The organism is Kribbella sp. CA-245084 (genome assembly GCF_050942355.1).
Classification (GTDB): domain Bacteria; phylum Actinomycetota; class Actinomycetes; order Propionibacteriales; family Kribbellaceae; genus Kribbella.
The window spans coordinates 797,538-823,008 of sequence record NZ_CP192053.1; the positions used below are offsets into that span (position 1 = coordinate 797,538).

Here is a 25,471-nt window from a genome sequence, read left to right on the forward strand (position 1 = left end):
CGCCGGCGCTAAGCGAGGCCGACGCTGGAGGTGAGCTGGCGGAGGTGGTCGAGCTTGTCGGGGAGGCCTCGCAGTAGGTCGGCGATGGCGGCGTCGATCGTGGCAGGCTCGCCCATCCAGCGAGCGGCTGTGTCCTCGCCGACCGAGACGCGGATCTGCTCGGCGAGGATCTGGATGTGATTGCGGGTCACGCTCAGGAAGAGGTCAGGTCCGGCCCATCCGAGTTCGCCGCCGGCTCCGACGTACGCCGTGAGGATCTTGTTGATCTGCTCGGGATCGCCGGCGCCGAAGATGTACGCGACCCGTCCGGCCTCGAGCGCTGCGCTGTCGGTACGCACGCTGTCCCAGTCCACGAGCACGGGGCCGGAGTCGGACATGACGATGTTGTGGGTTTTGAAGTCGCCGTGCGTTGTGATGATGTCTGGAGCGACGTCGAGCAGCTCGGTGATGCGTTCGGTGGCCGAGAGGATGTGCGGAAGGCTGTCTGTGCACGGACCCGCCCAGGAGACGTCGCGATCCCTGGCCTTTGTGAACCAGTCCTGCCAGGTCTCAGGTGGTTGGATTGCGGGCCGCCACCAATCAGGCAGGCCAACTGGTCCGGCTGGCTGCAGTTGATGGACCTGCACCATCGTCCGCCCGAGCCAGGTCGAGACGTCTCGGTCGTACGGCCGGTGGTCGATCCAGCGGTAAACCCGAAACAGCCGATCCTCGATGCGGGTCACACAATCCAGAACAGGATCGATCGGCATGACCGGCTCTGGCATGTCGATGCCAGCTGCACGCGCCTCGCGCTCGAACGCCATCGCGACTGCCAACTGGTCGATCAGCTGCTCGCCGTTGAACTGACTGCCGATCGTCGGAAAGTACCCTTTGACGAAATAGCTTCCGCTTGAGGTGTCAAGCCGCCAGGTATCGGTTCCGCCTCGCCTGAAATGCACGACCTCGCCGTCAGGTTCGCCCAAGCCAAACGCGAGCGCGATCTCCTCGGCGGTCGGCGTGTGCAACTGTTCCTCCAATGACCCCTGCAGTTACCTGACTGCTTCGGTGATGGTGGTGGCGATCGTTCGGGTTTGGTCTTCGGTACCTAGTAGATACGTCTGGGGGAGCCAGATCGTGTCCGCGGACACGGCGTCGGCGTGAGGGCAGTTCGCGGTTGGGTACGGCTGGCCGAGCTTCTCGGTGATGGCTTTTGATTCTCGGAGTACGGCGGCGTTGCGGTGCAGGGGGACATAGCCGGTGGAGGCTCGGGTGAGGCCGGCTGCGGTTAGGGAGGATAGGACGGCTTCGCGGTGGTTGGGGAGGCGGAGTAGGAAGAGGTGGCGGCCGTGGGCGGTGATTGCGGGGTCTTCGGGGGCTAGGTGGATGCCGTCTACGTCGCGGAGCAGGCTGATTAGGAGGCGGGCGTTGCGTTCGCGGACCTCTTGGACGGCCGGGTGGCGGCGGAGTTGGACGCGGAGGATTGCTGCCTGGAACTCGGTTAGGCGGAGGTTGTAGCCGACCGCCTCGTGTTGGTACCAGCCGCCACCGGGCACCCGGCCGACGTTCACGAGGGAGTACAGGGCACCGGCCAACTCCTCGTTGTCGGTGAGTACGGCGCCGCCCTCGCCCGCGGTGATGTTCTTGCTGCTCTGGAAGCTGAACGTACCCAGGTCACCAAGAGCGCCCACTGGACGACCCTTGTACGCCGCGCCGTGCGCCTGGGCCGCGTCCTCGATGATCGTGAGGCCGCGCCGCGCACCCAGCGCGGTGAACGCATCCATATCAGCAGGCCGACCCGCGAGGTGGACGACGATGACCGCCTTTGTCCGCTCAGTAATCGCAGCCTCGGCAGCCACAGGATCGAGCAGGTGCGTGTCCGGGTCCACGTCCGCGAAGACCGGAACCGCGCCAACGAACAGCGCCGCCGAAGCAGTCGCGATGAAGGTGTACGGCGGCACGATCACCTCGTCGCCGATGCCAACCCCAGCGGCACGCAGGGCTGCTGCGATGGCCAGCGTCCCGTTGCTCAGGCAGATCCCGAAACCCGCCTGCTGGTACGCCGCGAACTCCTGCTCGAACGTCGCGACGACATCGCCGCTCGTGCTGCCCCAGTTCCCCGAGTTCAGTACCTCGAGCAGGGCCTTCGCCTCATCGTCGTCGTACTGCGGCCACTCAGGCATCATAGTGTGATCACCCATCTGTTGTCTCCGGCAACGAGATCTGCGGACAGTTCGACGAAGGACCGGCCGTGCCGTACGACGATCCGGGCCGATCCCTCGCCTTCCTTGACGATCGGGTCAGAACCACCTTCGGGTACGGCGAGCAGCACCGCGGCACCCTCGACCGGCTCAACCGCAAACGCCTGCACAGCAAGCCCGTCCGCCACCGGCTCGACCGACAGCGTCACGCCGCGCCGACTGCGTTCCCACGCGTTGATCCGACCGGCCGTCCACCACGGCATACCGCGCCGCCGCGCCTCGGCGGCCAGCTCAAGACATGCCGCCCGCGTCGCCGGGCGCTTGTGCAAGTGCGGACCGTGGAACAGAAAGTGCGCAACGCCGTGTACAGCCGCAGCTCCGTCCAGGATCACATCGCGTACGGCAGAGTGCCCTGCCCAAGCGAGATCCTGCGTGTGCAGCGGCAGATTCAGTACGTCGAACAACCGGTTGCCCTCAGCAACCGGACCCATCGGGTACGACACGTGTGCCGCGCCGAACACGAACCCCACATCACCCTGCTTGCTCGGCCCACGCGACTCGTCGATTTGGATGCCGAGCCGCTCGCACCAGAGGTAGAACTCGGTCCAGCCTTCCCAGCGGGTGTAGTGGTTCTTGTTCGAGATGATGTCCTCAGTGCTCGTCACGGCCTGAGCCCAGGCGTACTGCGCCCGCATCTGCGGCCAGCCCCACACCGCAAGGTCGGCGTCGCCCATCGCGTTGTAATGCAGGGCATTCTCGTGTCCGGCCGCGGTGATTTCCGCGTGCAGTTCAGCGGAGTACCCACCGGGGAACACATGGCACCAGGTGACCGAGACGTCGGCCTCGGCGAACGCGTCGAGCGCCGCCTGGCCTTCCTCTTCTTCATTGCCGTCCGAGTCGTGCGACATATGCGCGACCGCATCGACCCCAGCCGGCCAGTACCCGAGCCACGGCACCACCGCACCGCTGTGCGACGCGCCCCACCACAGGCTCTGCGCGAACAGCGAGCACCACCAGTCGGCCTGCGGCTGGTCGAACATAGGTACGGCGCTGGGCGGTGGATACGTATGCATGAACGGCTCGACCAACTCCGGCTCGCCCGGCGGCATCGCCCGGTCCCGTTCGAAGCTGAGCGTCATCCCGTCCTCGCACTTGAGGACGCCGTCGTCGATCGGCGCAGTGCCGTCGGCGGCCGGCTCACCGTCGGCGGTCACGACGTACCCCTGCTGGATGCGGACGATGCTCTGCCACAGGTCGACGCCGTACGTCAGCACGACGCCCGCGCCGAGCCGGCGCAGCGTGATCGCGGCCGCATCCGAGGACTCCCAGGATGCGAGCACCTCGACATCCGCGCCGATCAGCCGACTCCCGCCGACGGCGTGCAACGCAACAGGCGGTCGCGACGACCACACAGGGCTGTCTGCAACCGCGACGTGGTCCTCTAAAACGGAGCCGTCAGCAGATACCCCAGCGAGCCCAGCCAGTGGGCCCGGATCGCCAACCAGGATCAATACGCCGCCGTCGCGCACCCACTGCTCTAGCCCAGGGTCCGCCTCAGCGGTGGTCGCGAAGACCAAGACATCGCCATCCGAAACACCAGCTTCGGACAGAGGGATCTTCCGGTATGGCAGGCGCAGATGCCCGAGCACCTCATCCAGATAGACCCACCAGGCGTCCTGACCCGCCTGATGGGCCTGCTCTGTTGCCACCTGATTGTCCACGACCGAGACCGCATGACGTTCTGGCACGCGGCCAACCCTGCCGTACCCCTAAAACTTCGGCAAGACCCAAATATCAGTTATGGACGCCCGTAATAACTACCGAGGTGAGTCGACGTTGACCGTGGGGATGCCGCCGCCCGCCCGCGCGATGATGGCGAGGGACGGGTCCGAGCTGGGGTTGCTTTCGCGGTGGATGGTGAAGGCGGGGACGTGGACGAAGTCGCCGGCCACCGCGTCGAGGTACTCGCCGGTGCCTTCGAACTCGAGGCGGAGTACGCCGCGGACGATGTAGAGGCTGCTCTCGTTCTTGTCGTGGTGGTGCCAGCCGGAGATCGCGCCGGGCTGGGTGATGACCTGGCCGGACCACAGGATCGGGAGTTCGAAGGCTCGCATCCGGAGCATGCCGTCGGTGGGATCGGCGGCGACCAGCTCGCCGGCCTTGATGACGCGGACTGGTTCGGGCATACCCCTCAGTGTTGCAGCAATGCTTTCGCGACGGCGGCGGTTTCGGCGTAGACGCCGGGCTTGCCGGCCTGCGCGCAACCTTGTCCCCACGAGACCACGCCGAGCAGTCGGCCGTTCAGCACCAGCGGTCCGCCGGAATCGCCTTGGCAGGCGTCGATCCCGCCGTTGAGGTATCCGGCGCAGATGTTGGTCGACGCGGCGTACCCGTTGCTGACGTAGCTCTTCACCGCCAGGCAGGTCTTGTCCCCGAGGTCCGGCACCGCCGCCTTCTGCAGGGTGTCGTCCAGCCCGGTCCCTTCCGTGTCACCCCACCCGTAGACCGTCGGTACGACGCCCTTGCGATCCGCCCGCACCCGCGTCTCCAGCGGCAGCACCGGCACACCGGTGAACGGCCGCGCCAACGTCAGTACGGCGAAGTCGTAGCGGTTGTCCTTCGTGTTGTACCCGGGATGGATCCACACCTTGCTGATCGCCGACGTCCGCCCCACGGAGTCGTCAGCGAGGTTCGCCCGCCCCTGCACGGCGTAGTACGTCGAGATGTCCTCGTCCATACAGTGCGCGGCGGTGACGATCTTGTTCGGCGTCACCAGCGCGGCCCCGCAGTACCGGCCGCTGGAGTCCGCGGACTGGGTGTTGTTCAGCGCGATCGCCCACGGCGCCTCGGTGGAACTCGCCAACGTCCCGCCGACGACGACCGGTTTCGCGCCGGCCGTGACGGCCAGCAGAACCCCGACAACAAGTGCAGCCCGCTTCAACATTCACTACTCCATGTGAGATGACGATCGCTGCAAGTAAACTCCCACGCCGAGCAGGATCGTCCACAGCCCCCACGCCGTGCTCCCGAGCAGTCCGGCCGCATCCCACACCGGGAAGCCGGGCACGGCGGTCGCGAGTACGTCGCCCTGGTTGGCCAGGTAGAGCAGACTCGCCGCCAGTCCGACCCAGCCGATCCAGCGCGGCAACACGCCGGTCTGCAGTACGACGACGCTCACCAGAATGCTCCACACAATCGCCAGCACCTGCCCCAGATGCTCACCCAGCAACGCCCCGCCGAACTGATGCTGCGCGGTCCACGCCGCAGCCGCCGTACTGTCGCCGTCCATGTAAGCGTGAGCCAACGGCGGTACGACGAAAACCCAGCGCAGGAAGCCGATCAGCGACAGCAGTACCGACACGGCCCCCAGGGCGGTCGCCACTCGCAATACCGTCGAATCTGTGCGTTTGATTGCCTGTGGCAACATCAGGATCGGGATCGCCAGCAGCCCGTACGTCCAGGCGGTGGCGAACCAGGTCCAGGTCAACCCGGCGCCGCCGTCGACGTACGACCTCAGCACCTTGTCGGCCGGCTCGCGCAGGATGTCCGGCCAGTCGAACGTCGCGGACAGCACGCCCGCCGCGACGGCGAAGCTCGCGGCGGCGATGACGAACAGGATTCCAGTGGTACGGCGCATGATCCCCTCCAAGAAATTGTACGGTGTACAGAGATAGTCTGCAGGTAACTCTGTACGCTGTCCAGAGATGGCTACGAGAGGGCGGCCCGGGCCGCGACGAACCCTGACCGAGGACGAGCTCCTGACCGCCGCGCTCCAGCTCCTGGACGAGGGCGGCCAGGCGTCGATCCGCGGCATCGCAGCGAAGGTCGGCGTCGCGCCGAACGCCGTCTACACCTACTTCCCTGATAAGTCAGCGGTGATCGCGGCGCTGGTCGAGAAACTGCTCGGCGACGCCGACCGCGGCGGCTTCGCCGACGACAATCTGCCGTGGCGCGACCGCATCGAGGCCCTCGCCCTCGACGTCCGCGAGAACCTGGTCGCACACCCCGGCGCCGGCGCGCTGCTGATGACCGGTCCGATGGACGGTCCGCGGACGACGGCACTCAACGAGCGCCTGCTCGGTCTCCTCATCGACGCCGGGATAGACCCGGTCGAGGCCGCGCGGTCGACGTACCTGCTGATCGTCTACGTGCTCGGATCGATCGCACTCGAGGTCTCCGACGAGACCGACCCCGGCCCGCTTCCGCCCGAAGATGTCCGCGTCGCACGCCGTCGCGCTACCTACGAGCAGATCCCCGCCGAGGTCTTCCCGCGCTCCGCCGCCGCGGTCCCCACCATGGCCCGCTTCGTCACCACCGAGCAGTACCTCTGGGGCCTGCACCGCATCCTCGACGGCATCACGAAGTAGTAGTAGGCGCCTGCAGGCTGCCGTAGCGCTCCATGCGTTGCCAGCGGAGCCGGGTGCCGGCCAGTGCGGTGAAGACCGACTGGATGACGACCAGATACATCAGCTGGCGGTAGACGAACTGCTGCAGCGGCAGCGTCCACAGCGGACCGGCACGTTCGCCGTCCAGACGGAACGCGTAGAAACCCATGGTCAGTTGCAGGAGCATGAAGCCGAGCCACACCGCCAGCACGCGGACCGGGTTGAGGAACACGAGGCCGTAGATCGCGAACACGTCCACTACCGGCGCCAGCAGCGGAAGCAGTACCTGGAAGAGCATCAGGTACGTCAGCCCGCGTCGCCCGAACTTCCCGGCCGTACCGCGCTGCACCATCGCGCCGCGATGCTTCCACATTGCCTGCAGCGTGCCGTAGCACCAGCGATACCGCTGCCGCCACAGTGCATCGAGCGAGGCCGGCGCCTCGGTCCACGCCACCGCACTCTCCTCGTAGACGACCCGCCACCCGTCCCGGCACAGGGCCATGGTCAGGTCGGTGTCCTCTGCGAGCGTCACGTCGCTCAGCCCACCGATCCGCTCCAGCGCCGTACGACGGAATCCGCCGACCGCGCCGGGGACTGTCGGCATGCACTCGGCCAGGTCGAACAGCCGCCGGTCCAGGTTGAAGCCGATCACGTACTCGATGTGCTGCCAGCGACCGAGCAGGCCGCGCCGGTTGCCGACCTTGGCATTGCCCGACACCGCCCCGACGCTCGGATGTGCGAACGGCTGGACCAGATTCCGGACCGCATCGGGTTCGAAGACCGTGTCGCCGTCGACCATGACGATCAGCTCGTACCGCGCGGCGCGCAGGCCGGTGTTGAGCGCGACCGGCTTGCCCGCGTTCGCCTGGCGGATCACCCGGACCCCGGGGATACGCAGCGCCTCGACGAGATCCGCCGTACCGTCGGTTGACCCGTCGTCGACAACGATCACTTCGACTGGATGGTCCGAGGCCACCAGCGACCGGACAGCCGCCTCGATCCCCGCGCTCTCGTTGTACGCCGGAACGATCACGCTCACGGGCTCGGTGACCGGCGGACCCCAGGTCCAGCCACGCATCCGGGCATGGCGACGGGCCGCGATGACGGTGGTGATGGCACGCAGCACGCTCAGCGCGCCGGCGGCGTACAGGAGCCAGGTGATCAACGACAGAACTGCGTCGCTGATCCGCATCACCCAGATCACCGCGAGACCCCGGCCGCGGTCGAGCACGCCGGCATGGCGCGTCGGGTCCGGCAGACCGACGGCGTCGCTGACGGTGGCGAACCGGAACCCGCGGGCTTTCAGCCGGGGCAGCAGTTTGCTCAGCGCCTCGACGGTCTCGCTGCGGTCGCCTCCCGCGTCGTGCATCAGCAGCACCTGTCCGGCAGTGCTGCGCGGCATCGAGTTGGCGATCACCTGGTCGGTCCCGGGCCGCCGCCAGTCCTCACTGTCCTGACTGGTCAGTACGGCGAGGTAGCCCGCCTCCCGGGTCTTCTGCAGTGCGGCCCAGTCGCGATCGGTCAGCGCGCCCGGCTCGGACGAGTACGGCGGCCGGAGCAGCGTCGTACTGACTCCGGTGGCACCGGCGAGGATGAGCTGGCTCTGCCGGAGCTCGAGCGAGCGCCGCCAGGCCGCAGTGGTCGACAGATTCGCGTGAGTGAAGGTGTGCACGGCGATCTGATGGCCTTCGGCGACAATCCGGCGGGCCAGCTCCGGGTGCGCGGCGACCGCCGTGCCGACGACAAAGAAGGTCGCGTGGACCTTCTGCTCGCGCAGCAGGTCAAGGATCTTGGGTGTCCAGACCGGATCGGGTCCGTCGTCGAACGTGAGCGCGATGGTGCGCGCGTGTGGTGACACCGAGCGCGGTACGCCGGAACCGGCGTCGATGACCGGTCCGCCGGTGACGATCGACCGCGGCACCGTACTGTTTCCGCCGGCCGACTTGACCGCGCCGTCGGGCTCCGCCCCGAACATGTGGTGCGTGTAGCCGTTCAGCAGCAGCATCGTGGACAGACAGACCAGCAGCATCGTCAGAACGATCCAGTGCGTCCGGAGCGGAACCGGTTTGGCTCGCCGCGCGACCGGCCGGCTCACGGCTTGTTCGGCGTCTTGGTATGGCCGGGTGGTGTCGTCGGCTTGTTGCCGTGCGTCGTGGTCGTGGTCGTGGTCGTCGTGGTCGGCGTGGCGGTCGTGCTGGGTGAGTTGGTCCGGCCCGGTGGGGTCGTCGGTGCGACGGTCAGCGTCGGGGGCAGCACGGTCGCCGGCGGGACAGCCGTTGCGGTCGGGACGGCGGTGGGGTCGCCGGTGGGAGCCGTCGTACCTGTGGTCGACGACGGCTGCTCGGTGGGTCCGTCACCTGGCGTCACCGTGTGCTCCGCGGTGGGCCGGGGTGTCTGCGCAGCGGCTTCAGCAGGCGGCGTGGCCGGCCGGTGGTGAGGCTTCGCGGCCTCGGGGAGCGGGATGAGCGGGGTGTCCATGCGCGGCCCGCCGAGGAGGCTACTGGCCATGAGGAGGAGGTAACCGACAGTAGGCACGGCCAGGAAGGCGCCGGTTCTTCGGATAGTGCGACGACGACGCCCGGTCGAATCCAGGAAAACGGGCCGCCGAGGGGAAGGCGGTTTCACAAGCGCTGGAGCTTAGTCGAACTGTGTCGGTTTTGGGATGTTAAGGCTCTTGCAGCTTCGTGCAACCCCTTGCCCGGTGAATTCTCGGGACAGAAACACCCCGCCGTGGAGTGACCGGGGGTGGAGGTGGCTACTGTCGTCAGGTGCAGAAATGGCCTGGTCGTCCTTACCCTCTCGGTGCCACGTATGACGGCGCCGGGACGAACTTCGCGGTGTTCTCGGAGGTTGCCGAACGAGTGGATCTGGCGCTGGTCGGTGACGACGGCAGCGAGCAGCTGGTGCAGCTGACCGAGGTGGACGGCTTCGTACACCACGGGTACCTGCCGGCGGTGCAGCCGGGGCAGCGGTACGGCTTCCGGGTGCACGGGCCGTACAACCCGGCCGAGGGTCACCGCTGCAACCCGTCCAAGCTCCTGCTGGACCCGTACGCGAAGGCGATCGACGGGCAGATCGACGGGGACGAGTCGCTGTTCAGCTACCGGTTCGAGAAGCCGGACGAGCTGAACACGATGGACAACCGCGAGCACACCATGCTGTCGGTGGTCACCAACCCGTTCTTCGACTGGAGCAACGACCGCCCGCCGGGCCACGCGTACCACGAGACGGTGATCTACGAGGCGCACGTCAAGGGCCTCACCAAGACGCACCCCGGTCTGCCGGAGAACATCCGCGGCACGTACGCCGGTATCGGGCACCCAGCAACCATCGAGCACCTGAAGGAGCTCGGGGTGTCGGCGATCGAGCTGATGCCGGTGCACCAGTTCGCCCAGGACGGCCACCTGCAGGAGCTCGGCCTGTCCAACTACTGGGGCTACAACACGATCGGCTTCTTCGCGCCGAACAACGCCTACTCGTCCACCGGCACCCTCGGGCAGCAGGTGACCGAGTTCAAGGCGATGGTGAAGGCTCTGCACGAGGCGGATATCGAGGTCATCCTCGACGTGGTCTACAACCACACCGCGGAGGGCAACGAGTTCGGCCCGACCCTGTCGTTCAAGGGCATCGACAACGCGGCGTACTACCGGCTGGTCGACGAGGACAAGCGGCACTACTACGACACCACCGGCACCGGCAACAGCCTGCTGATGCGGCACCCGCACGTGCTGCAGCTGATCATGGACTCGCTGCGCTACTGGGTCACCGAGATGCACGTCGACGGCTTCCGCTTCGACCTGGCTGCCACGCTGGCCCGTCAGTTCCACGAGGTCGACCGCCTGTCGGCGTTCTTCGACCTGGTCCAGCAGGACCCGGTGGTGAGTCAGGTGAAGCTGATCGCCGAGCCGTGGGACGTCGGCGACGGCGGCTACCAGGTGGGCAACTTCCCGCCGCTGTGGACGGAGTGGAACGGGAAGTTCCGCGACACCGTGCGCGACTTCTGGCGTGGTGAGCAGTACACGCTGGCCGAGTTCGCCTCCCGGCTGACGGGTTCGTCGGACCTGTACCAGGACGACAGCCGCCGGCCGCTGGCGAGCATCAACTTCATCACCGCGCACGACGGGTTCACGCTGCGCGACCTGGTCTCGTACAACGACAAGCACAACGACGCGAACGGCGAGGGCGGCAACGACGGCGAGAGCCACAACCGCTCCTGGAACTGCGGCGTCGAGGGCCCGACCGACGACCCCGAAGTACTGCGACTGCGGGCCAACCAGCAGCGCAACTTCCTGACCACGCTGCTGATCTCGCAGGGCGTGCCGATGATCGCCCACGGGGACGAGCTCGGCCGGACGCAGCAGGGCAACAACAACGTGTACTGCCAGGACAACGAGATCGCCTGGGTTGACTGGGAGCTGTCCGAACCGCAGAAGCACCTGCTGGAGTTCACTCGCTCAGTGGTCCGGCTGCGCAACAACCACCCGGTGCTGCGTCGTCGCCGCTTCTTCCACGGCGACACCGGCGTAGACGGCCTCGGTGACCTGGTTTGGTTCACGCCCAAGGGCACCGAGATGCAGAACGGCGACTGGCAGCAGAACGACGCCCGCTCGATCGCGGTCTTCCTGAACGGCGACGCGATCTCCGAGCCGGACCCGCGCGGCGAGCCGGTGGTCGACGACTCGTTCCTGGTGCTGATGAACAGCAACTACGAGCCGGTGGACTTCCTCCTGCCACCGGAGGAGTACGGCGAGAGCTGGACAGTGGCTGTGGACACGGCGAGTGCCACCGGCGGCGCGAGCGACGAGCCGCATCCAGCTGGCAACACCGTCCAGCTGGAGGCCCGCAGCACGCTCGTCCTGACCCGCCCGAGGCAGGCCGCCGGATGAGGGGGGTCCCGCAGGCCACCTACCGGTTTCAGCTCCGCGCGGAGTTCGGCTTCGACGCCGCCGCCGCGGTAGTCCCGTACCTGCAGAGCCTCGGGATCTCCCACGCGTACCTGTCCCCGATCCTCCAGGCTGCGCCCGGTTCCACGCACGGGTACGACGTGGTCGACCACAGCAGGCTGTCCGAGCCGATGGGCGGACGGCCCGCGTTCGACCGGCTGTCGGCCCGGCTGGCCGAGAGCCGCATGGGCGCGATCGCGGACGTCGTACCGAACCATGTCGCCGTACCGACGCCGGCCAGCTTGAACAAGGCGCTCTGGTCGGTGCTGCGGCTCGGCCCGGGTTCGCAGTACGCGGAGTGGTTCGACGTCGACTGGGGTTCCGGCAACCAGCCGCTGTTGATGGCAGTGCTGGGTCAGCGGATCGGCAAGGTGCTGGCCGACGGCGAGCTGTCCGTCGACGACGGCGTACTGCGGTACTACGAGCACGAGTACCCGCTGCGTCCGGGGACTGAGGACCTGCCGATTGCCGCACTGGTCACTGAGCAGTGGTATCGCCTCGCGCACTGGCGGGTCGCTGACGAGGAGCTGAACTACCGGCGCTTCTTCGACGTCGACACCCTCGCTGCGATCCGTCAGGAAACACAGGAGGTCTTCGACGCGACACACCAGCTCCTGCTGGCGTTGCTGAACGAAGGCGAGCTCAACGGCTTCCGGATCGACCACCCGGACGGTCTGGCCGATCCACGCGGCTACCTGCGCCGACTGGCCGAGCGCACTGGCGGTGCGTGGGTAGTAGTGGAGAAGATCCTCGAGGGCGACGAAGAACTGCCCCGCGACTGGCCCTGCGCAGGCACGACTGGGTACGACGCCCTGCTGCGTGTCGGAGGTCTGTTCGTCGACCCCTCCGGCGCTGCACCACTCGCAGCCCTGCACTCCGAGCTCACCGGTGCTCCAGCCGACTTCGGGCCGGTTGTGGAGGAGGCGAAGCGCGAGATAGTCCAGCACGGGCAGTACGCCGAGGTGCATCGTCTGGTCGAGCTGCTCGCGCGCATCTGCCAGGACGACGTACGGCTGCGTGACCACACGAGGCGGGCGTTCCACGAGGTCGTCGCCGAGCTGCTGGTGCACTTCGACGTCTACCGCGCGTACGTCGTACCGGGGGAGGAGCCGTCGCCGACTGCGGTGGCTGCGTTGGAACGGGCTGCGGAGAAGTCACGCGACAATCTCGACGAGGACCGGCAGGCCACGCTCGACCTAGTACTGCACCTCCTGCTCGGTCGGGAGACCAGCACGATCGACGAGCGGGCGCGGGCCGAGCTGATTGTGCGCTTCCAGCAGACGTGCGGTCCGGTGATGGCGAAGGGCGTCGAGGACACCGCGTTCTACCGGTGGTTCCGGCTGACGTCGCTGAACGAGGTCGGTGGCGACCCGGAGCACTTCGGTGTCACGCCGGAGGAGTTCCACGCGTACTCCACCCAGCTGAACAAGCACTGGCCGAAGACGATGACCACGCTGTCGACTCACGACACCAAGCGCTCCGAGGACGTGCGTGCGCGACTCGGCGTACTGTCCGAGCAGCCCGCGGCGTGGTCAGAGGCGGTTCGCGAATGGCGTCGCCTGTCGGAAGACCACCGGAGTCCGCTGCTGGACGGCAGTACGGAGTACCTGTTCTGGCAGACGCTCTTTGGCACGTGGGATGACGGGCCGCTCGCTGAGGACCGCATGCAGGCCTATCTGCTGAAGGCGATCCGTGAGGCCAAGCGCAACACGTCCTGGATCTCACCGGACGAGGAGTACGAGCAGACGGTCGCTGCCTTCGTCAACGCTGTCCTGCATGACGAGGGCGTCCTCGACTCGGTACGCCGCTTCGTTGACGACCAGAGCGCCTACATCAGGGCAGCCACCCTCGGGCAGAAGCTCGTGCAGCTCACGATGCCCGGCGTACCGGATGTCTACCAGGGCACCGAGCTGGTGGACCTGTCCTTGGTTGACCCGGACAACCGGCGGCCGGTGGACTACGAGCGGCGCATCGAGCGGCTGCAGCATCTGGACGGTGGTGGCAAGCCGGAGAACCTGTCCGACGAGAAGCTGCTGATCACCTCACGGGCACTCCGGATCCGCCGGCAGTACCCGGAGGCCTTCGCCGGCAGCTACACGCCGCTCCCGACGTCCAACGGGCATGCGGTCGCTTTCGCCCGTGGCGACGCGGTCATCACCGTGGCGACCAGACTGCCCGCTGCGCTGCACCGTCTCGGCGGCTGGGGCGAGAGCGCGGTCGTGCTGCCGAGCGGGCAGTGGAAGAACGTGCTGACCGGTCGCGAGGTGGGTAGTGGTGCTGCCAGAATCGAAGACCTGCTGACAGACCTGCCAGTGGCCCTGCTGGTCAGGAGCTGACATGCATACCTTCCGTGTCTGGGTGCCTGAGGCAACCAACGTCGACCTGGTACTGCGGGACGGTGTGCTGCCGATGCGCTTCGCACCGGACGGCTGGTGGGAGCGGCACGTCGTCGAAGCACACCACGGCACCGACTACGCGTACTCCGTCGACGGCAGCGACCCGATGCCCGATCCACGCAGCCCTTGGCAGCCGGACGGCGTACACGGGTTCAGCCGGGTCTTCGAGCCGGACCGCTTCGAGTGGAGCGACGACAACTGGACCGGTCGCGACGTACGCGGCTCTGTCTTCTACGAGCTGCACCTGGGCACCTTCACCGCAGGCGGCACGCTGGACGCGGCCGCCGAGCACCTGGACTACCTGGCCGTGCTGGGCGTGGAGGTGGTCTCGCTACTACCGGTCGCCGCGTTTCCCGGCGTACAAGGCTGGGGGTACGACGGTGTGGACCTGTACGCCGTCCACGCGCCGTACGGCGGACCTGAAGCGCTGCAGCGGTTCGTGAACCACTGTCACGAGGCCGGACTGGCCGTTTGTCTCGACGTCGTCTACAACCACCTCGGCCCGAGCGGGAACTACCTCGCCAGCTTCGGTCCGTACTTCACCAACCGCCACACGACGCCATGGGGTCCAGCGGTCAACCTCGACGACACCGGCAGCCAAGAGGTACGCCGGTGGATCTGCGACAACGCACTGCGCTGGTTCCGCGACTTCCACATCGACGCGTTGCGGCTGGACGCCGTACACGCGCTGGTGGACGACAGCCCGACGCATCTGCTCCAGCAGTTGTCTGACGAGACCGCCGAGCTCTCGGGTGAGCTCGGACGACCGCTAGGCCTGGTAGCCGAGTCCGACCTCAACGAGCCGCGCACCGTCGAGCCGGTCTCCAGCGGTGGGATGGGCATGACCGCGCAGTGGAGCGACGACTTCCACCACGCACTGCACTCGCTGCTGACCGGCGAGCGCTTCGGGTACTACGTGGACTTCGGCGACCTTGCGGTGTTCGCGAAGACGCTGACGCGGGTGTTCATGCACGACGGGACGTACTCGACGTTCCGCGGCAAGATCTGGGGACATCCGGTCGATCCGCGCAAGGAACACGGCAGCCAGTTCCTCGCGTACACGTCGAACCACGACCAGATCGGCAACCGGGCTCTCGGTGACCGGCCGGCGCTGACGCCGGGGCAGCTCGCGATCGGCGCCGCGCTGGTACTGACGTCGCCGTACACGCCGATGCTGTTCATGGGTGAGGAGTGGGGCGCCTCGACCCCGTGGCGGTTCTTCACCGACTTCGGCGAGCCCGAGCTGGCCGAGGCGGTCAGGACCGGGCGCCGGCGGGAGTTCGCGGAGTTCGGCTGGAATGCCGACGAGATCCCGGACCCGCAGGATCCCCAGACCTGGCGCAGCTCGGTCCTCGATTGGTCGGAGCCGGACGAGACTCCGCATCATGAGGTGCTGATGTGGTACCGGCATCTGCTCACGTTCCGGGCGCGGATGCCGGAGCTGCGGGACGACCGGCTCGAGTCCGTCGGGATCTCGTTCGACCCGGCCGGTGCGTGGTTGGTGGTGGCACGCGGGAGCCTGCGGGTGGTGGCGAATCTGGCCGCCGAGGACGCCGTGGTGCCGGTCGATGCGGACCCGGACTACCTGGTGATGTCGTTCGGCGCGGCCGAGCTGGCCGACGGCGGACTGTGGTTGCCCGGTCACGGCGTCGGCATCGTCTCCGTCTGAGACTTTCCAACGCTGCACATTTGTGGGGCAAACCAACAGAACTCGGCGTTCGAGCATGTTGATCCGTGGTGATTTCCGGAATCGCTTGTCTGGTGGCGCGGTCGTGACGGACTGTTGATGGGCCAGCAGGGGACGGGGGTCAAAGGGAGGACCGGATGACTGTCGGAGGCGTCGATACTTACTACGACTACGAAGAGAAGCAGTGGAAGAGCCGGAGGCTGGGCGGCGGTCCGATCCGTCGCGGCCCGGTGTGCCCGGCTCCACGTGCTGCAGACCACGCGGTGCACGACACGACCCACGAGCGGCGCGCGTCCGGCCGCGACCAAAAAGTGCCGAAAACCACGCTGGACTAACGACACCCGGTGGCAGGGCCCGCCAGACCAGGCCACCGTTCACCTCTGAACCAGCCGTATGAGCGGCCGTCGCCCCAGCCCCCGACGACGGCCCCTCCGGCTTGGCTTTGACGCACGGACCCGCGAGGGCGCAATCACGATGCTCGCTCCAGGAGCCAGCCGCGATCAGCAGCCTTGACGCCGGCCTGGAAACGGCTGCGGGCGCCGAGGCGGTTCATGATCTGCGCGACCATCCGGCGTACCGTCCGGACCGAGATGCCGAGCTGCGCGGCGGCGACCTCGTCGGTCGCGCCGAGGGCGAGCAGGCGGAGCATCTCCTGCTCCCGCAACGACAGGTCGGTGTCGTCCGGCAGGTCGCTGTCGGCCAGCGGTACGGCGTCCGGCCAGATCCGCTCGAACAACTCGAGGGCCGTGACGACGACGCTGGTCAGCCGCAGTACGGCGACGCTGCCGTTCGTGGTGTCGGCGGGCAGCACTGCGACGGCGCCGTCGATGACGATCGCGTTCATCGGCACCTGTGGGGTCGTCCGCACCGCGACGCCCGCCAGCGATAACGCACCGAGGTGTCGGCCCAAGGTCGGCGTGGTCCGTGCGTGGTCCGGGTAGATCGCCCGGTAGCGCACGCCGTGCTTGACCTCGCGCGGCCCGAACGTCGGCCCGGCCGGGGTCAGCGTGCTCATCGCGATCACCTCGTTCTCCGCGGAGGCGAGGAGCTCGGCAAGGCCGCCGTGGGCGGGGATCTGCTGGAAACCGGTTGGCCGGTTGAGCATCGTGACAGTCATAGGAGAGGTACCCCCCAAGGGAAGGGTGGTCGGGACGGAGTAGGCCGCGGCCGGGTGTGACGCGCTCATGCGACCAGCTCCGCTTTCGGTCCGGTTGCGATCAGCAGCTGGTTGGCGTGGTCGCGTACGACGGGCTGGACCTCGAAGCGTCCCGGCGCCGGCTCGGTGACCAGGTTGTGGTCCATCAGTACGTCGACCATGAGCTCGGCGTCGGCCCGATCCGTGCCCGTGACTCGCGCAGCCTGACGGAGATCGAACCGCGGTGTCATCGCGATCAGCCGGTACAGCCGCTGCGCCGGGCCGGGCAGTGCGTCGTACACGTCGTCGAAGTGGGCGAGCAGGTCTGCCAGCGCCTGGCTCCGGGCCGCCGGATCTTCGAAGCGGGCAGCCATCCGCGTAACGGTCCAGGGCTGCCGGTTGCGTAGCCGCTCGGCCAGCTGCCGGATCGCGCCCGGATGACCGCCGCAGCAGCTCAGGATCTGCTCGACATCGGTCAAGCGCGCAGCATCGTCTGGTGACAGCACGTCGAGCGTGATCGCCGCCGTACGGTCCAGGCCGGCGAGCCGGCGGCGGCTGATGACCAGTACGAGCGCGTCCGGGTCGTTCGGCAGCATATGCCGGATCTGGCCCGCCTCCTCGGCGTTGTCCAGGATCAGCAGATCGGTTGCCGTGGGCAACGACGTCGGCCGGTCCAGGTCGACGTACTGCTGGGTCTCGATACCCGACGCCGCGGCGACCTCGAGCGCGAAGGCGGTTTTGCCGATGCCGGGCATCCCGTCGATCGTGACCACGCCGCGGGCCCCGCGCAGGGCGCGCAGCTCGGGCTGACGGCCGACGAAGCCGGGGACGCGCGGCGGCAAGTTCGAGCTGACAGGCGTCGTGACTGTGACCGGCCCAGGCTCCTCACTGAGGATCTGCTGGTGCAGCGCGGTCAGCTCAGCGCCCGGCTCGATCCCGAGGTCGCGGACCAGCGCGGTCCGAGCCCGCTGGTACGCCGCCAGCGCGTCGTGGCGGCGTCCCACCTGCCGGTACGCCGCCATTAGTCGGGCCCACGCCAGTTCGCGGAGCGGCTCCTCCTCGGTGAGCGCACGCAGTACTGCGATCGCCTCGGCGGGCCGATCGAGCAGCAACTGGGCGTCCGCCAGGTCCTCGCGCAACGCCCGGTGCAGCTCGGTCAGCCGGTCGACCGTCGACGTGGCATCCGCAGTCAGACCGTCGTACGGCGCACCACGCCACAGCCCTAGCGCTCGCTCGACGACCTTGATCGCCTCGGCGGAGTCTGAGTGGGGGTCTGCTGGTTCTGTGCCTACTGCGCGGCACCTCGTCACAGCTCCCCTCTGACGGCTGAGCAGCTCGCGGGCCTGGTCGCCCAGGGCGGTGGCGACGTCGGCGTCGAGTTCGCCGGCGCGGACGTGCACCCGGTACGCGCCCGGACGGCTCTCGATGCGGTCCTCCGGGAGCGAGCGGCGGAGCTGCCACACATACGTCTTGAGGTTGTTCTGCGCGGATGCCGGCACGTCCCGGCCGGCCCAGACCGCGTCGACGAGCTGTTCGGTGCTGACCCAGGCATTGCGGTGCAGCAGGAGCAGGGTCAGCACGGTCGCCGGCTTGCCGCCGCAGAGGTCCAGCGGGTGTCCGTCGGGCCCGTCGACCTCGAGCGGGCCCAGCACCCGGAAGCTCAACCGGTCCAGTGTGTGCGCGGCGTGACCGTTCATGCCACCCACGATCCGGGGAGCCGATGACATTTTGATGACACCGGGAGATGGCTGCGCGCGTACGCGAGAACGACGGGGCGCGCCGGGTGAGCTGTCCGACCTCGAGCCGGTGCCGCCGGAAGGCGTTGCGGCGGTGTTCGGGAAGCGGTCGGTGGAACGTGACTGGCCGGGGTCCGGAGCGAGGTAGTTTCCGCGTCGCATAGAGTGACAGCTGTCTCGACAGGAAGGACTCCGCGCGATGGCTGACGCAGGCGAGCAGGTGGGCTCGGCGTACCCGTTCGACACCAGTAAGCCGAGCATCGCCCGGACGTACGACTACCTGCTCGGGGGCAAGGACAACTTCGCCGTCGACCGCGCGTTCGGGGACCGGTTCATCAACGAACTGCCCGGCTCGCGGATGATCGCGTACGACAACCGCGGCGCACTGATCCGGGCGGTCCGGGAGATCGTCACGAACACGCCGGTACGGCAGTTCATCGACCTCGGCAGCGGCCTGCCGACGGCCGACAACGTGCACCAGGTCGCCCAGCGGTTCGAGCCGGACGCGAAGGTGGTGTACGTCGACAACGACCCGATCGTGCTCGCCCACGGACGCGCGCTGCTCGCCGAGAACGACAACACCACCGTCATCCAGGCCGACCTGCGCGAGCCGAAGGCGATCATCGAGCACCCCGACACCGTGCGGCTGATCGACTTCAGCCTGCCCGTCGGCGTGATCTTCAGCGCCACCCTCCACCACGTCAACGACGACGAGGACCCGGCCGCCATCGTCCGCTTCTGGCACGACCGCATCGCGTCCGGCAGCCACATCTTCATCACGCACTTCCGCAGCGAGAACGACCCCCGCAGCCAAGAGCTCGAAACCCTCCTCCAGGGTTCGCTCGGCCGCGGCCGCTGGCGCACCGACGACCAGATCCTCGCCCTCTTCGGCGAAGGCTTCACAGTCCTGGACCCCGGCCTCGTAGCAGCCTCGGACTGGCGCAACGACAACCCCCCCGAAGACCCCAACGACTACCAACGCCTAATAGCCGCAGTACTCGCCCGCAAGAACTAAGTCCCACGATGTGGGGTTACGTGGGTAGGTGGATCGACAGGGTTGTGGATAGGTGTTGGCGGGCTGCGTCTTCTAGGGGTTGGGGCCAGGGGAGGGCGCATTTTGTGTGGAGGGTGCGGGCTAGGGGGAGGAAGTGGGTGGCGCAGGTGAGGTTGGCGGTTATTACTGCGTCGCGGGTGGCTTGGAGGGGTGGGAGGCTGGCGAGGAGTTGCTGACGGTCCGCTGGTAGCAGGCGGTCTAGGTGTAGGGCGCCGCCTCGGTCTTCGACGGCGACGTCTTCGAGCATCAGGTCGATCAGCATCTGTCGGAGCAGGCCGGCGCCTGACTGGCCGACGACGTACTCCTCGCGTCCGATGGCGACCGGCAGCAGGCCGAGTACGCGGAGGAACTCCACAGTGATGGACTCGACGCGGGCGGGGTCCGGCTGTTTCGGTGCGCCTGGTGCTGCGAGTCCGGCACTCAGACCGTGCGGGTCGTACAAGGGCTTGGCGGTCGATCGCGTACGGCTGCCGATCGCGTCCGGCGTACTCACGGAGACGTCGAAGCGAAGCCAGTCCGGCGTGATGTGGTTGAAGACCCGCGGGCCGAGCGCGCGACGGAACACCGTCGGCGAGATCTCGTCCGAGGTCTTCGGCCAGTCGTCGCAGAAACTCTCGGCATCGTCCGCGGCGACGACGACCCACAGATCGACGTCGCTGAACCGATCGTGCGTACCCCGGCCGAAGCTACCCACCAGCCACACGCCCAGCACCCGATCATCCTTGCTGAGAACGTGTTCAGCCCGTTCGATCAGCGCTTGCTGCCCCGAGTCCGCCGCACCGCTGCTGGCCAAGTATTCGCGAGCATTGTCAGTCATGGACGTCCATGATGCCCCTAGGCAAACAGCTTCACCGGGGAGACCCATGCGCGTTAGAGCTGGTCGAGGGCTGCCTCGAGGAACGCATCGCGCCTCGCAGTCGCCTCGGGGCTGTAAAGAGTCGTCGGGGTGTTGAGGGCGGCGACGGCGTCCCAGTACGGGATGTTCGTGGCCGCCGTACCAGAGGCTTCTTCCCAGGCTTCCACGATGTCTGCGGTTGTCGCGCCGTACGTGATGGCGATCTGCTTGCGCAGTTCGCCGAGATCGACGCCGGGGTTGCCGACACCAGCTGTCTTCCAGTCGATCAAAGTGCAGCTGGCGTCGTCCGTCCAAGCCATGTTGCCCGGCCAGACATCGCCGTGGACAAGGACGGTTTCGCCCTCCGGCTGAGGCATGCTCCGGATCAGGTCGTCTGCTTGTCTGAGGAGTGGCGTCGTCGGCATCTGACCCAGCCGGCGGTCTCTGGCGAAGTAGTCGACCGCGATCGGACGTATTCGAAGCGGCAGGTGCGGGCCGGGCTCGAGCCGGATCGCATGTACCTGTGCGAGTGCCGCACCGGCTGCGCGGAGCCGCCGCGACAGGCAACGCCGACGGCCACGTTGTGTTGCCTGCAGCAACAGTTTCGAGCGTTGCCGGTACGCCGGCCGCGCGACCGTCGAGGTCCTTCGCGACGAGCCGCGGAGCCGGCAATCCGTGTACTTCGGCAACCTCGAGAGCGGCCGCGCCCGTAGCGATCAACTCCGCGTCAATGCGTGGCGTGAGCGAACGCAGTACGAAATGTCTCTCACGACCACGTACGTCGGCACGCAGCCGCCATGGGCCTTGGTCGTCGTGCAGTGTTTGCACCGACTCGATCGTGGCGTCGCCGCCGATCGAATCGACGGCCCAGTTCACTGTCCGCTCGGTCGGCTGCGCGCCGCCTGCACCTCTACCCGTCCCGCACTCGGAGATCCTGGCACGTGACCGGGTAGGGGTCCAGGTCTATGGGGTGAACAGCTTCCACTGGCCCTCGGAGACGACCTCGACGGTGCCGTCGACCACCTTGATGGCCGAGTCGTCGTCGATCGCGTACGTCGGCGCAGGGATGTGCGCTGCCCACTTCTCGGCGTTGGCCAACGAGGCGTCGGTGTGGTCGGGGTGTTCGAAGTGCGGGATGACCGCGAAGTCGACCAGCCCGACTCCTTCACCGGTGACGAGGAGCCGGTGGAGGTCGCCTTCGGGGGTGCTGAAGACGATGTCTTCCGACTTCAGCGGTCCGTCGGTGCCACGGGGCTGTTCGGTGTACGTCTCCACGAAGGTCGAGGCGGCGGTGATGGCGCCGGCGCTTACCCCGACGTACACGGCCTCGGGACGCAGCGTCGGCAGGAGGTCGGCGAGACCGGAACGGCGCATCCAGTTGGCGAGGAACAGCGGATCGCCGCCCCAGAACAGCAATGCGTCGGCCTCGCGGACCGTCGGCACCCAGGCGTCCTCTTCGATGCTGGGCAGCACCGACAGTTCGAGGAGACCCAGCGATTTCCAGCCCAGGCCGGTCAGACGCGACGGTCCGTTGCCGGAGAGCATCCGGTACGCGCCGAACTGCCCGCCGCGGAACGGGTAGATGGCGGTCGGGATGACGAGTGCGGTGGACTCGGCGATCGGTTTGCCCAGCAGGTCGACCAGCGCGTCCTCGATCGTCGCGTTGTGAATCCCGGCGGAAGTCAGCAGAAGCTTCATGGTGCCTTTCCTTGGTTGTCCGTACGGCGGAGCGTGCGGCCGCTCACCCCTGCAACGAACAGCCCCGCCCCGATCCGACACCGCCGCCAAGAATTTGTCCAGAACCGCGCTGTGGTCTCGCCGCGGAGTTGGGCAGATGATGATGGCGTGACCGTCGCGGACGAGACGTCGCAGGCGCAGGCACCGGTGTGCTGGTGCTGCGGCAACCAGTTCGAGGAGAACGACCTCGTACGACTCGGCTCCCACCCCGAGGTGGGCGTCTGCTTCGGTTGCGCCCGATTCCTCCACCGCCGCGCCGTCGGCCAGGAGGACCAACGCCGTACGTCGCTCGCCGGGCGGATCCGGTCCGCGATCAGCGGCGTACGCGAATGGGTCATCGCCCACAACTGGCACCGGCTACCGCTGGTCGGCCTCCTCCTACAGCGCCTCGACCGCCACCTGCCCTAGCTGTCCGCCAATCGCCGTGCGGCCAGCGCAGCCCGCAGTTGTTCGGTGGACGGCACTGGGACGATCCGGCCGGCCTCATCGCGATACAGCCGGCAGGCGAGCCCACACTCGGCCGAGGCGGCCTCGGCGAAGGGATCGATCCCGTCGATCAGCAGGGTCGGAGAGCCCGCCATGCCCACCTTGACAGCGTCGTCGTCGCTCCGGATCTCGCGAGTGGTAACAGGACGATCGGTGACTTCCGCAAGCCGCTCCAGCATCGGAGCCAGGTTGGGACAGTCCGGCACATGCAGGACTTCAAGGGTCATTTCGAGTCCCGGAACTGCGCCTTTGTGAGGAAGGCGAATTGGGCTGTCTTGGTCGAGCCGTCGGGCTGGGGGATCTTGGCTTCGGGGCCGAGGGTGAAGCCAGTGCGGTGGAAGCGGTCGATGGCTCGGGTGTTGCGTACGTCGGGCTCGACCACCAGGCGCGGATGCCCGAGATGCTCGAACATAAACTGTGCAAGGGCTTTCAGCAGGTTGGCGGTGAACCCCGGCTGCGGATCACCGGGTGCGATCAGCAGATGCAGCCCGAGATCGCCCGCTTTGATGTCGTACGCCGCCCCGGCTGGATCCGCCTGCGGATCATAGGTTTGCAGCAGCGCAACCGGCATCTCATCCAGCCGCACGACGTACACATGATGCGTGGGCACCGAGTCCAGGAAGCGATACGTGGCAGCGATCTCGTCGCGCGACAGCTCGCCCATACCCCAGTACGTCGCCCGCTCGGCCGTTACCCACTCGTGAATCAGATCGAGGTCCCGCGCCGGATCGGCCTCCTCGAGCCGGACCGTGCCGAACCCGTCCAACTCAACCGAATACCCGCGATCCTCACGACCCGTAGCAGCGACCGCCGAAGCCAACGATCCGCTCAACCACAACGGCAGTTGGTCGTGATGATGCGGATCCCCGAGTACGCCGGACGCGCCGAGCGGCACGATCCACTTGCTGGCCGAACGATCGGCAAGATCCCAGGCGTACCGCGCCGCCGACGCACGGATGCAGACGTCGGTGAGCCCCGGCAGGCTTGACGTCGACATGACGCAATGATGATCGCCGGAGAGGGCCAGATCGTAAGGCTCCTCATCTCGCGTGAACACCGGCCCGCGCAACGCATGCAACGGCGAGAGCTGATGCGTCTCGCCCCACGGCGGTCGAGGCTTGTGCGCGGCAACCTCCTCCAGCCCCTCCCGCGCCAACCAGCCGAAGTTGATCTCTGGCAGGTCCGCCGCCACCAGGTTCTCGAGCGCGTAGGAGACGTGCGTCAACGGATCCATCCACGGCGCGAAGACCTCCGCGACCTCGGCGTTCTCGAGGATCGTGAAGTGGTCGGTGAGCCGCGATATCAAGGCCTTGCGGAGCGCGGCGTACGACGAGGCCGTCGTACTCTCCGCGTTCATGTGGCGGTCCCAGGCGAGCAGTTCGGTGCGCAGGGCAACGGCCCGCGTGGAGAGATCTTCGAGGTCGATCAGGAGGTCGAGGATGGAGCCGGCCGAGCCGAGGAACGTATCCTTGTGGATCGACGGCATGTCGTCGACGGACCAGTCGTCGCGGGCGTTCACCAGTTCTCGGATCCGGTCCGAACGATGCATTGCTGCGAACTCGACGCCCAACGGCGACGCCAGTTCACGAGCATTCGCCATCACCGCGGGACCGTCCACGTCCTCCCGCGGCATCGGGTCGTACCACCCGTCCCACTGATGCTCCGCCTCCCAAGCCGGTACGACGCGCATCCGGTTGCTCGCATGCCGTCGCGGCACCAGCCCGGCCGTACGGTGCAGCAGCCCGCCCGCGGTGTCGGCCGCCATCACCACATTCACCGGTTCGATCCACTCGTCGAAGGCGGAATCGACGTCCGCGACAGTGGTTGCCCGCAGCAACTTAGCCATCACCTGGAATCCGAGCCGGCCGGTCACCCGCGGCGGGTACCGCAGACTGATTCCGTCCTGGATGACCGGACCGCGCTCGGTCTCGATCACCTCGACCTCGATCGGGTCCGCGCCGGCGACCTCGACCACCTCACGATGCGCAGCGGCCGGCTTCCAACCGTCCGGGCCCAGGGCCTCCACCCCGGTAGCAGTTCGACGGAGCTGCTCGGCGTACAGGTCCTGGTAGTCGGCCATCGCGTTCGTAATCGCCCACGCGACACCACCCGTGTGCCCGAAGTGCGCCAGGCCCGGAATGCCGGGGACGGCAAGCCCCAGTACGTCGTACTCCGGGCAGGTCAGCCGGATCTGCTGGTAGACGCCCGGGCTCTCGACGTACCGATGCGGATCGCCGGCCACGATCGCCTGCCCCGACGCCGTCTGCGATCCCGGGATCAGCCACCCGTTACTTCCGGCCCCGTGCGGTCCCTCGGACGTGAACAGATCCAACGCGTCCTCACCGAGATGCCGCGCGACATGCGTCCGCCACAACTTCGTCGGGAAGCCGGCGAACAGCACATGCACCGCCAGCCAGATCCCGAGCGGCGTCCACGGCTCCCATTCCTGCAACGTCAACCCGGTCTCCGCGAACTCCGGCGCCCGCAAGGCCCCACCGGGCAGCGCATGATTCACGCCCTCGACGTACGCCGTGACCCACTCGCGCGTCTCGTCGTCGAGCGCCTCGAAACACCGCTGAGCCGTGTCCGCCAACCGGGCCTGTCGCGCGAACACATCCCACCCGGCCGCCTCGGCCCCGAGGAACGCCGCGCTGGTGCCGAGGTAGCGGCGGCGCTCCAGCTCGATCTGCCAGGCACGGTCCCGGGCGGCATTGACGCCCTGCAGATAGACCAACGCGAGAGGGTCGCCGGCCTGGAGGTGTGGCACGCCGTACGTGTCCCGGAACACTCTCGCATTCACAACGTGCCTCGTTTCAGTTAGGTTAGGCTGCGCTAACTTACGCAGCAGCAATCCGTCGCCGCAAGAGCAATTGTCGCTGGAGGTGTGTAGTGGGGCACGG

22 protein-coding genes are annotated in these 25,471 nt (G+C 67.6%); 7 read left to right on the top strand and 15 right to left on the bottom strand.

Annotation, left to right across the window (positions count from 1 at the left end):
* Positions 1 to 8 precede the first annotated feature (8 nt).
* The 6 genes from ACQPYH_RS03995 to ACQPYH_RS04020 form a co-directional block, all read right to left on the bottom strand.
* Positions 9 to 1,004: a phosphotransferase gene (locus tag ACQPYH_RS03995; RefSeq protein WP_432886685.1), complete on the bottom strand. Its 996-nt coding sequence runs from the start codon at positions 1,002 to 1,004 to the stop codon at positions 9 to 11.
* A gap of 24 nt (positions 1,005 to 1,028) precedes the next feature.
* The gene (locus ACQPYH_RS04000; RefSeq protein WP_432886688.1) at positions 1,029 to 2,177 is read right to left on the bottom strand and encodes a DegT/DnrJ/EryC1/StrS family aminotransferase; all 1,149 of its coding nucleotides are present in this window, start codon (positions 2,175 to 2,177) and stop codon (positions 1,029 to 1,031) included.
* On the bottom strand, positions 2,159 to 3,589 hold the full coding sequence (locus tag ACQPYH_RS04005; RefSeq protein WP_432886691.1) for a hypothetical protein: 1,431 nt from the start codon (positions 3,587 to 3,589) through the stop codon (positions 2,159 to 2,161). Before ACQPYH_RS04005 ends, ACQPYH_RS04000 begins: the two co-directional genes overlap by 19 nt.
* A gap of 405 nt (positions 3,590 to 3,994) precedes the next feature.
* A complete protein-coding gene (locus tag ACQPYH_RS04010) occupies positions 3,995 to 4,363 on the bottom strand; it encodes a cupin domain-containing protein (protein ID WP_432886694.1) in 369 nt (122 codons plus the stop codon).
* Between the two features lie 5 nt (positions 4,364 to 4,368).
* On the bottom strand, positions 4,369 to 5,121 hold the full coding sequence (locus ACQPYH_RS04015) for a S1 family peptidase (protein ID WP_432886697.1): 753 nt from the start codon (positions 5,119 to 5,121) through the stop codon (positions 4,369 to 4,371).
* Between the two features lie 3 nt (positions 5,122 to 5,124).
* On the bottom strand, positions 5,125 to 5,814 hold the full coding sequence (locus ACQPYH_RS04020) for a DUF4386 domain-containing protein (protein WP_432886700.1): 690 nt from the start codon (positions 5,812 to 5,814) through the stop codon (positions 5,125 to 5,127).
* A 67-nt stretch (positions 5,815 to 5,881) separates the two neighbouring features.
* Between ACQPYH_RS04020 and ACQPYH_RS04025 the strand changes: the two genes are divergently transcribed.
* Positions 5,882 to 6,544, top strand: coding sequence for a TetR/AcrR family transcriptional regulator (locus ACQPYH_RS04025; protein ID WP_432886703.1), 663 nt, complete (start codon positions 5,882 to 5,884; stop codon positions 6,542 to 6,544).
* On the opposite strand, the gene ACQPYH_RS04030 is transcribed toward ACQPYH_RS04025, so the two are convergent.
* Complete coding sequence (locus tag ACQPYH_RS04030) at positions 6,534 to 8,591, bottom strand: bifunctional polysaccharide deacetylase/glycosyltransferase family 2 protein (RefSeq protein WP_432886706.1); 2,058 nt, start codon at positions 8,589 to 8,591, stop codon at positions 6,534 to 6,536. The two genes, ACQPYH_RS04025 and ACQPYH_RS04030, sit on opposite strands and share 11 nt — an antisense overlap.
* A 62-nt stretch (positions 8,592 to 8,653) precedes the next feature.
* Positions 8,654 to 9,070 carry a hypothetical protein gene (locus tag ACQPYH_RS04035; protein WP_432886709.1) on the bottom strand — a complete coding sequence of 139 codons (417 nt, stop codon included), beginning with the start codon at positions 9,068 to 9,070 and terminating at the stop codon, positions 8,654 to 8,656.
* Between the two features lie 260 nt (positions 9,071 to 9,330).
* Here ACQPYH_RS04035 and glgX point away from each other — a divergent pair, with 260 nt between their 5' ends.
* From glgX to ACQPYH_RS04055, 4 genes are all read left to right on the top strand, one after another.
* Entirely contained in the window at positions 9,331 to 11,448 is a 2,118-nt protein-coding gene (gene glgX / locus ACQPYH_RS04040; RefSeq protein WP_432886712.1) for a glycogen debranching protein GlgX, read from the top strand.
* Positions 11,445 to 13,841 carry a malto-oligosyltrehalose synthase gene (treY, locus tag ACQPYH_RS04045; protein WP_432886715.1) on the top strand — a complete coding sequence of 799 codons (2,397 nt, stop codon included), beginning with the start codon at positions 11,445 to 11,447 and terminating at the stop codon, positions 13,839 to 13,841. Before glgX ends, treY begins: the two co-directional genes overlap by 4 nt.
* Before the next feature lies 1 nt (position 13,842).
* Complete coding sequence (gene treZ, locus ACQPYH_RS04050; protein WP_432886718.1) at positions 13,843 to 15,570, top strand: malto-oligosyltrehalose trehalohydrolase; 1,728 nt, start codon at positions 13,843 to 13,845, stop codon at positions 15,568 to 15,570.
* 155 nt (positions 15,571 to 15,725) lie between these two features.
* A complete protein-coding gene (locus ACQPYH_RS04055) occupies positions 15,726 to 15,923 on the top strand; it encodes a hypothetical protein (RefSeq protein ID WP_432886721.1) in 198 nt (65 codons plus the stop codon).
* A 134-nt stretch (positions 15,924 to 16,057) separates the two neighbouring features.
* On the opposite strand, the gene ACQPYH_RS04060 is transcribed toward ACQPYH_RS04055, so the two are convergent.
* Both ACQPYH_RS04060 and ACQPYH_RS04065 read right to left on the bottom strand, forming a co-directional pair.
* Positions 16,058 to 16,705, bottom strand: coding sequence for a LuxR C-terminal-related transcriptional regulator (locus tag ACQPYH_RS04060; protein ID WP_432886724.1), 648 nt, complete (start codon positions 16,703 to 16,705; stop codon positions 16,058 to 16,060).
* Positions 16,706 to 16,770: 65 nt separating this feature from the next.
* Complete coding sequence (locus ACQPYH_RS04065; RefSeq protein WP_432886727.1) at positions 16,771 to 18,420, bottom strand: BTAD domain-containing putative transcriptional regulator; 1,650 nt, start codon at positions 18,418 to 18,420, stop codon at positions 16,771 to 16,773.
* A 238-nt stretch (positions 18,421 to 18,658) separates the two neighbouring features.
* Between ACQPYH_RS04065 and ACQPYH_RS04070 the strand changes: the two genes are divergently transcribed.
* Positions 18,659 to 19,474, top strand: a complete 816-nt coding sequence (locus ACQPYH_RS04070; protein ID WP_432886730.1) for an SAM-dependent methyltransferase — start codon at positions 18,659 to 18,661, stop codon at positions 19,472 to 19,474.
* A 16-nt stretch (positions 19,475 to 19,490) separates the two neighbouring features.
* Here ACQPYH_RS04070 and ACQPYH_RS04075 read toward each other — a convergent pair whose 3' ends face one another.
* The 3 genes from ACQPYH_RS04075 to ACQPYH_RS04085 form a co-directional block, all read right to left on the bottom strand.
* Positions 19,491 to 20,330, bottom strand: coding sequence for a nucleotidyltransferase domain-containing protein (locus ACQPYH_RS04075; RefSeq protein ID WP_432886733.1), 840 nt, complete (start codon positions 20,328 to 20,330; stop codon positions 19,491 to 19,493).
* A 53-nt stretch (positions 20,331 to 20,383) separates the two neighbouring features.
* Positions 20,384 to 21,037: a phosphotransferase family protein gene (locus ACQPYH_RS04080; protein WP_432886736.1), complete on the bottom strand. Its 654-nt coding sequence runs from the start codon at positions 21,035 to 21,037 to the stop codon at positions 20,384 to 20,386.
* Between the two features lie 274 nt (positions 21,038 to 21,311).
* On the bottom strand, positions 21,312 to 22,046 hold the full coding sequence (locus ACQPYH_RS04085) for a Type 1 glutamine amidotransferase-like domain-containing protein (protein WP_432886739.1): 735 nt from the start codon (positions 22,044 to 22,046) through the stop codon (positions 21,312 to 21,314).
* A gap of 147 nt (positions 22,047 to 22,193) precedes the next feature.
* Here ACQPYH_RS04085 and ACQPYH_RS04090 point away from each other — a divergent pair, with 147 nt between their 5' ends.
* Positions 22,194 to 22,493, top strand: coding sequence for a hypothetical protein (locus ACQPYH_RS04090; RefSeq protein ID WP_432886742.1), 300 nt, complete (start codon positions 22,194 to 22,196; stop codon positions 22,491 to 22,493).
* Here ACQPYH_RS04090 and ACQPYH_RS04095 read toward each other — a convergent pair.
* Together ACQPYH_RS04095 and ACQPYH_RS04100 are read right to left on the bottom strand one after the other, a co-directional pair.
* A complete protein-coding gene (locus ACQPYH_RS04095) occupies positions 22,490 to 22,798 on the bottom strand; it encodes a hypothetical protein (RefSeq protein ID WP_432886745.1) in 309 nt (102 codons plus the stop codon). The two genes, ACQPYH_RS04090 and ACQPYH_RS04095, sit on opposite strands and share 4 nt — an antisense overlap.
* Positions 22,795 to 25,371 carry a GNAT family N-acetyltransferase gene (locus ACQPYH_RS04100; protein WP_432886748.1) on the bottom strand — a complete coding sequence of 859 codons (2,577 nt, stop codon included), beginning with the start codon at positions 25,369 to 25,371 and terminating at the stop codon, positions 22,795 to 22,797. The genes ACQPYH_RS04095 and ACQPYH_RS04100 overlap by 4 nt, the downstream gene beginning before the upstream one ends.
* Positions 25,372 to 25,471 lie beyond the last annotated feature (100 nt).

Coding starts and splice junctions, on each gene's coding strand:
- ACQPYH_RS04020 (WP_432886700.1), bottom strand. CDS start 5,814: ATGCGCCGTACCACTGGAATCCTGTTCGTCATCGCCGCCGCGAGCTTC.
- ACQPYH_RS04035 (WP_432886709.1), bottom strand. CDS start 9,070: ATGGCCAGTAGCCTCCTCGGCGGGCCGCGCATGGACACCCCGCTCATC.
- ACQPYH_RS04065 (WP_432886727.1), bottom strand. CDS start 18,420: ATGAACGGTCACGCCGCGCACACACTGGACCGGTTGAGCTTCCGGGTG.
- ACQPYH_RS04070 (WP_432886730.1), top strand. CDS start 18,659: ATGGCTGACGCAGGCGAGCAGGTGGGCTCGGCGTACCCGTTCGACACC.
- ACQPYH_RS04060 (WP_432886724.1), bottom strand. CDS start 16,705: ATGACTGTCACGATGCTCAACCGGCCAACCGGTTTCCAGCAGATCCCC.
- ACQPYH_RS04085 (WP_432886739.1), bottom strand. CDS start 22,046: ATGAAGCTTCTGCTGACTTCCGCCGGGATTCACAACGCGACGATCGAG.
- ACQPYH_RS04000 (WP_432886688.1), bottom strand. CDS start 2,177: ATGGGTGATCACACTATGATGCCTGAGTGGCCGCAGTACGACGACGAT.
- treZ (WP_432886718.1), top strand. CDS start 13,843: ATGCATACCTTCCGTGTCTGGGTGCCTGAGGCAACCAACGTCGACCTG.
- ACQPYH_RS04095 (WP_432886745.1), bottom strand. CDS start 22,798: ATGACCCTTGAAGTCCTGCATGTGCCGGACTGTCCCAACCTGGCTCCG.
- ACQPYH_RS04055 (WP_432886721.1), top strand. CDS start 15,726: ATGACTGTCGGAGGCGTCGATACTTACTACGACTACGAAGAGAAGCAG.
- ACQPYH_RS04025 (WP_432886703.1), top strand. CDS start 5,882: ATGGCTACGAGAGGGCGGCCCGGGCCGCGACGAACCCTGACCGAGGAC.
- treY (WP_432886715.1), top strand. CDS start 11,445: ATGAGGGGGGTCCCGCAGGCCACCTACCGGTTTCAGCTCCGCGCGGAG.
- ACQPYH_RS04010 (WP_432886694.1), bottom strand. CDS start 4,363: ATGCCCGAACCAGTCCGCGTCATCAAGGCCGGCGAGCTGGTCGCCGCC.
- ACQPYH_RS04075 (WP_432886733.1), bottom strand. CDS start 20,330: ATGACTGACAATGCTCGCGAATACTTGGCCAGCAGCGGTGCGGCGGAC.
- ACQPYH_RS04030 (WP_432886706.1), bottom strand. CDS start 8,591: ATGCTGCTGGTCTGTCTGTCCACGATGCTGCTGCTGAACGGCTACACG.
- ACQPYH_RS04015 (WP_432886697.1), bottom strand. CDS start 5,121: ATGTTGAAGCGGGCTGCACTTGTTGTCGGGGTTCTGCTGGCCGTCACG.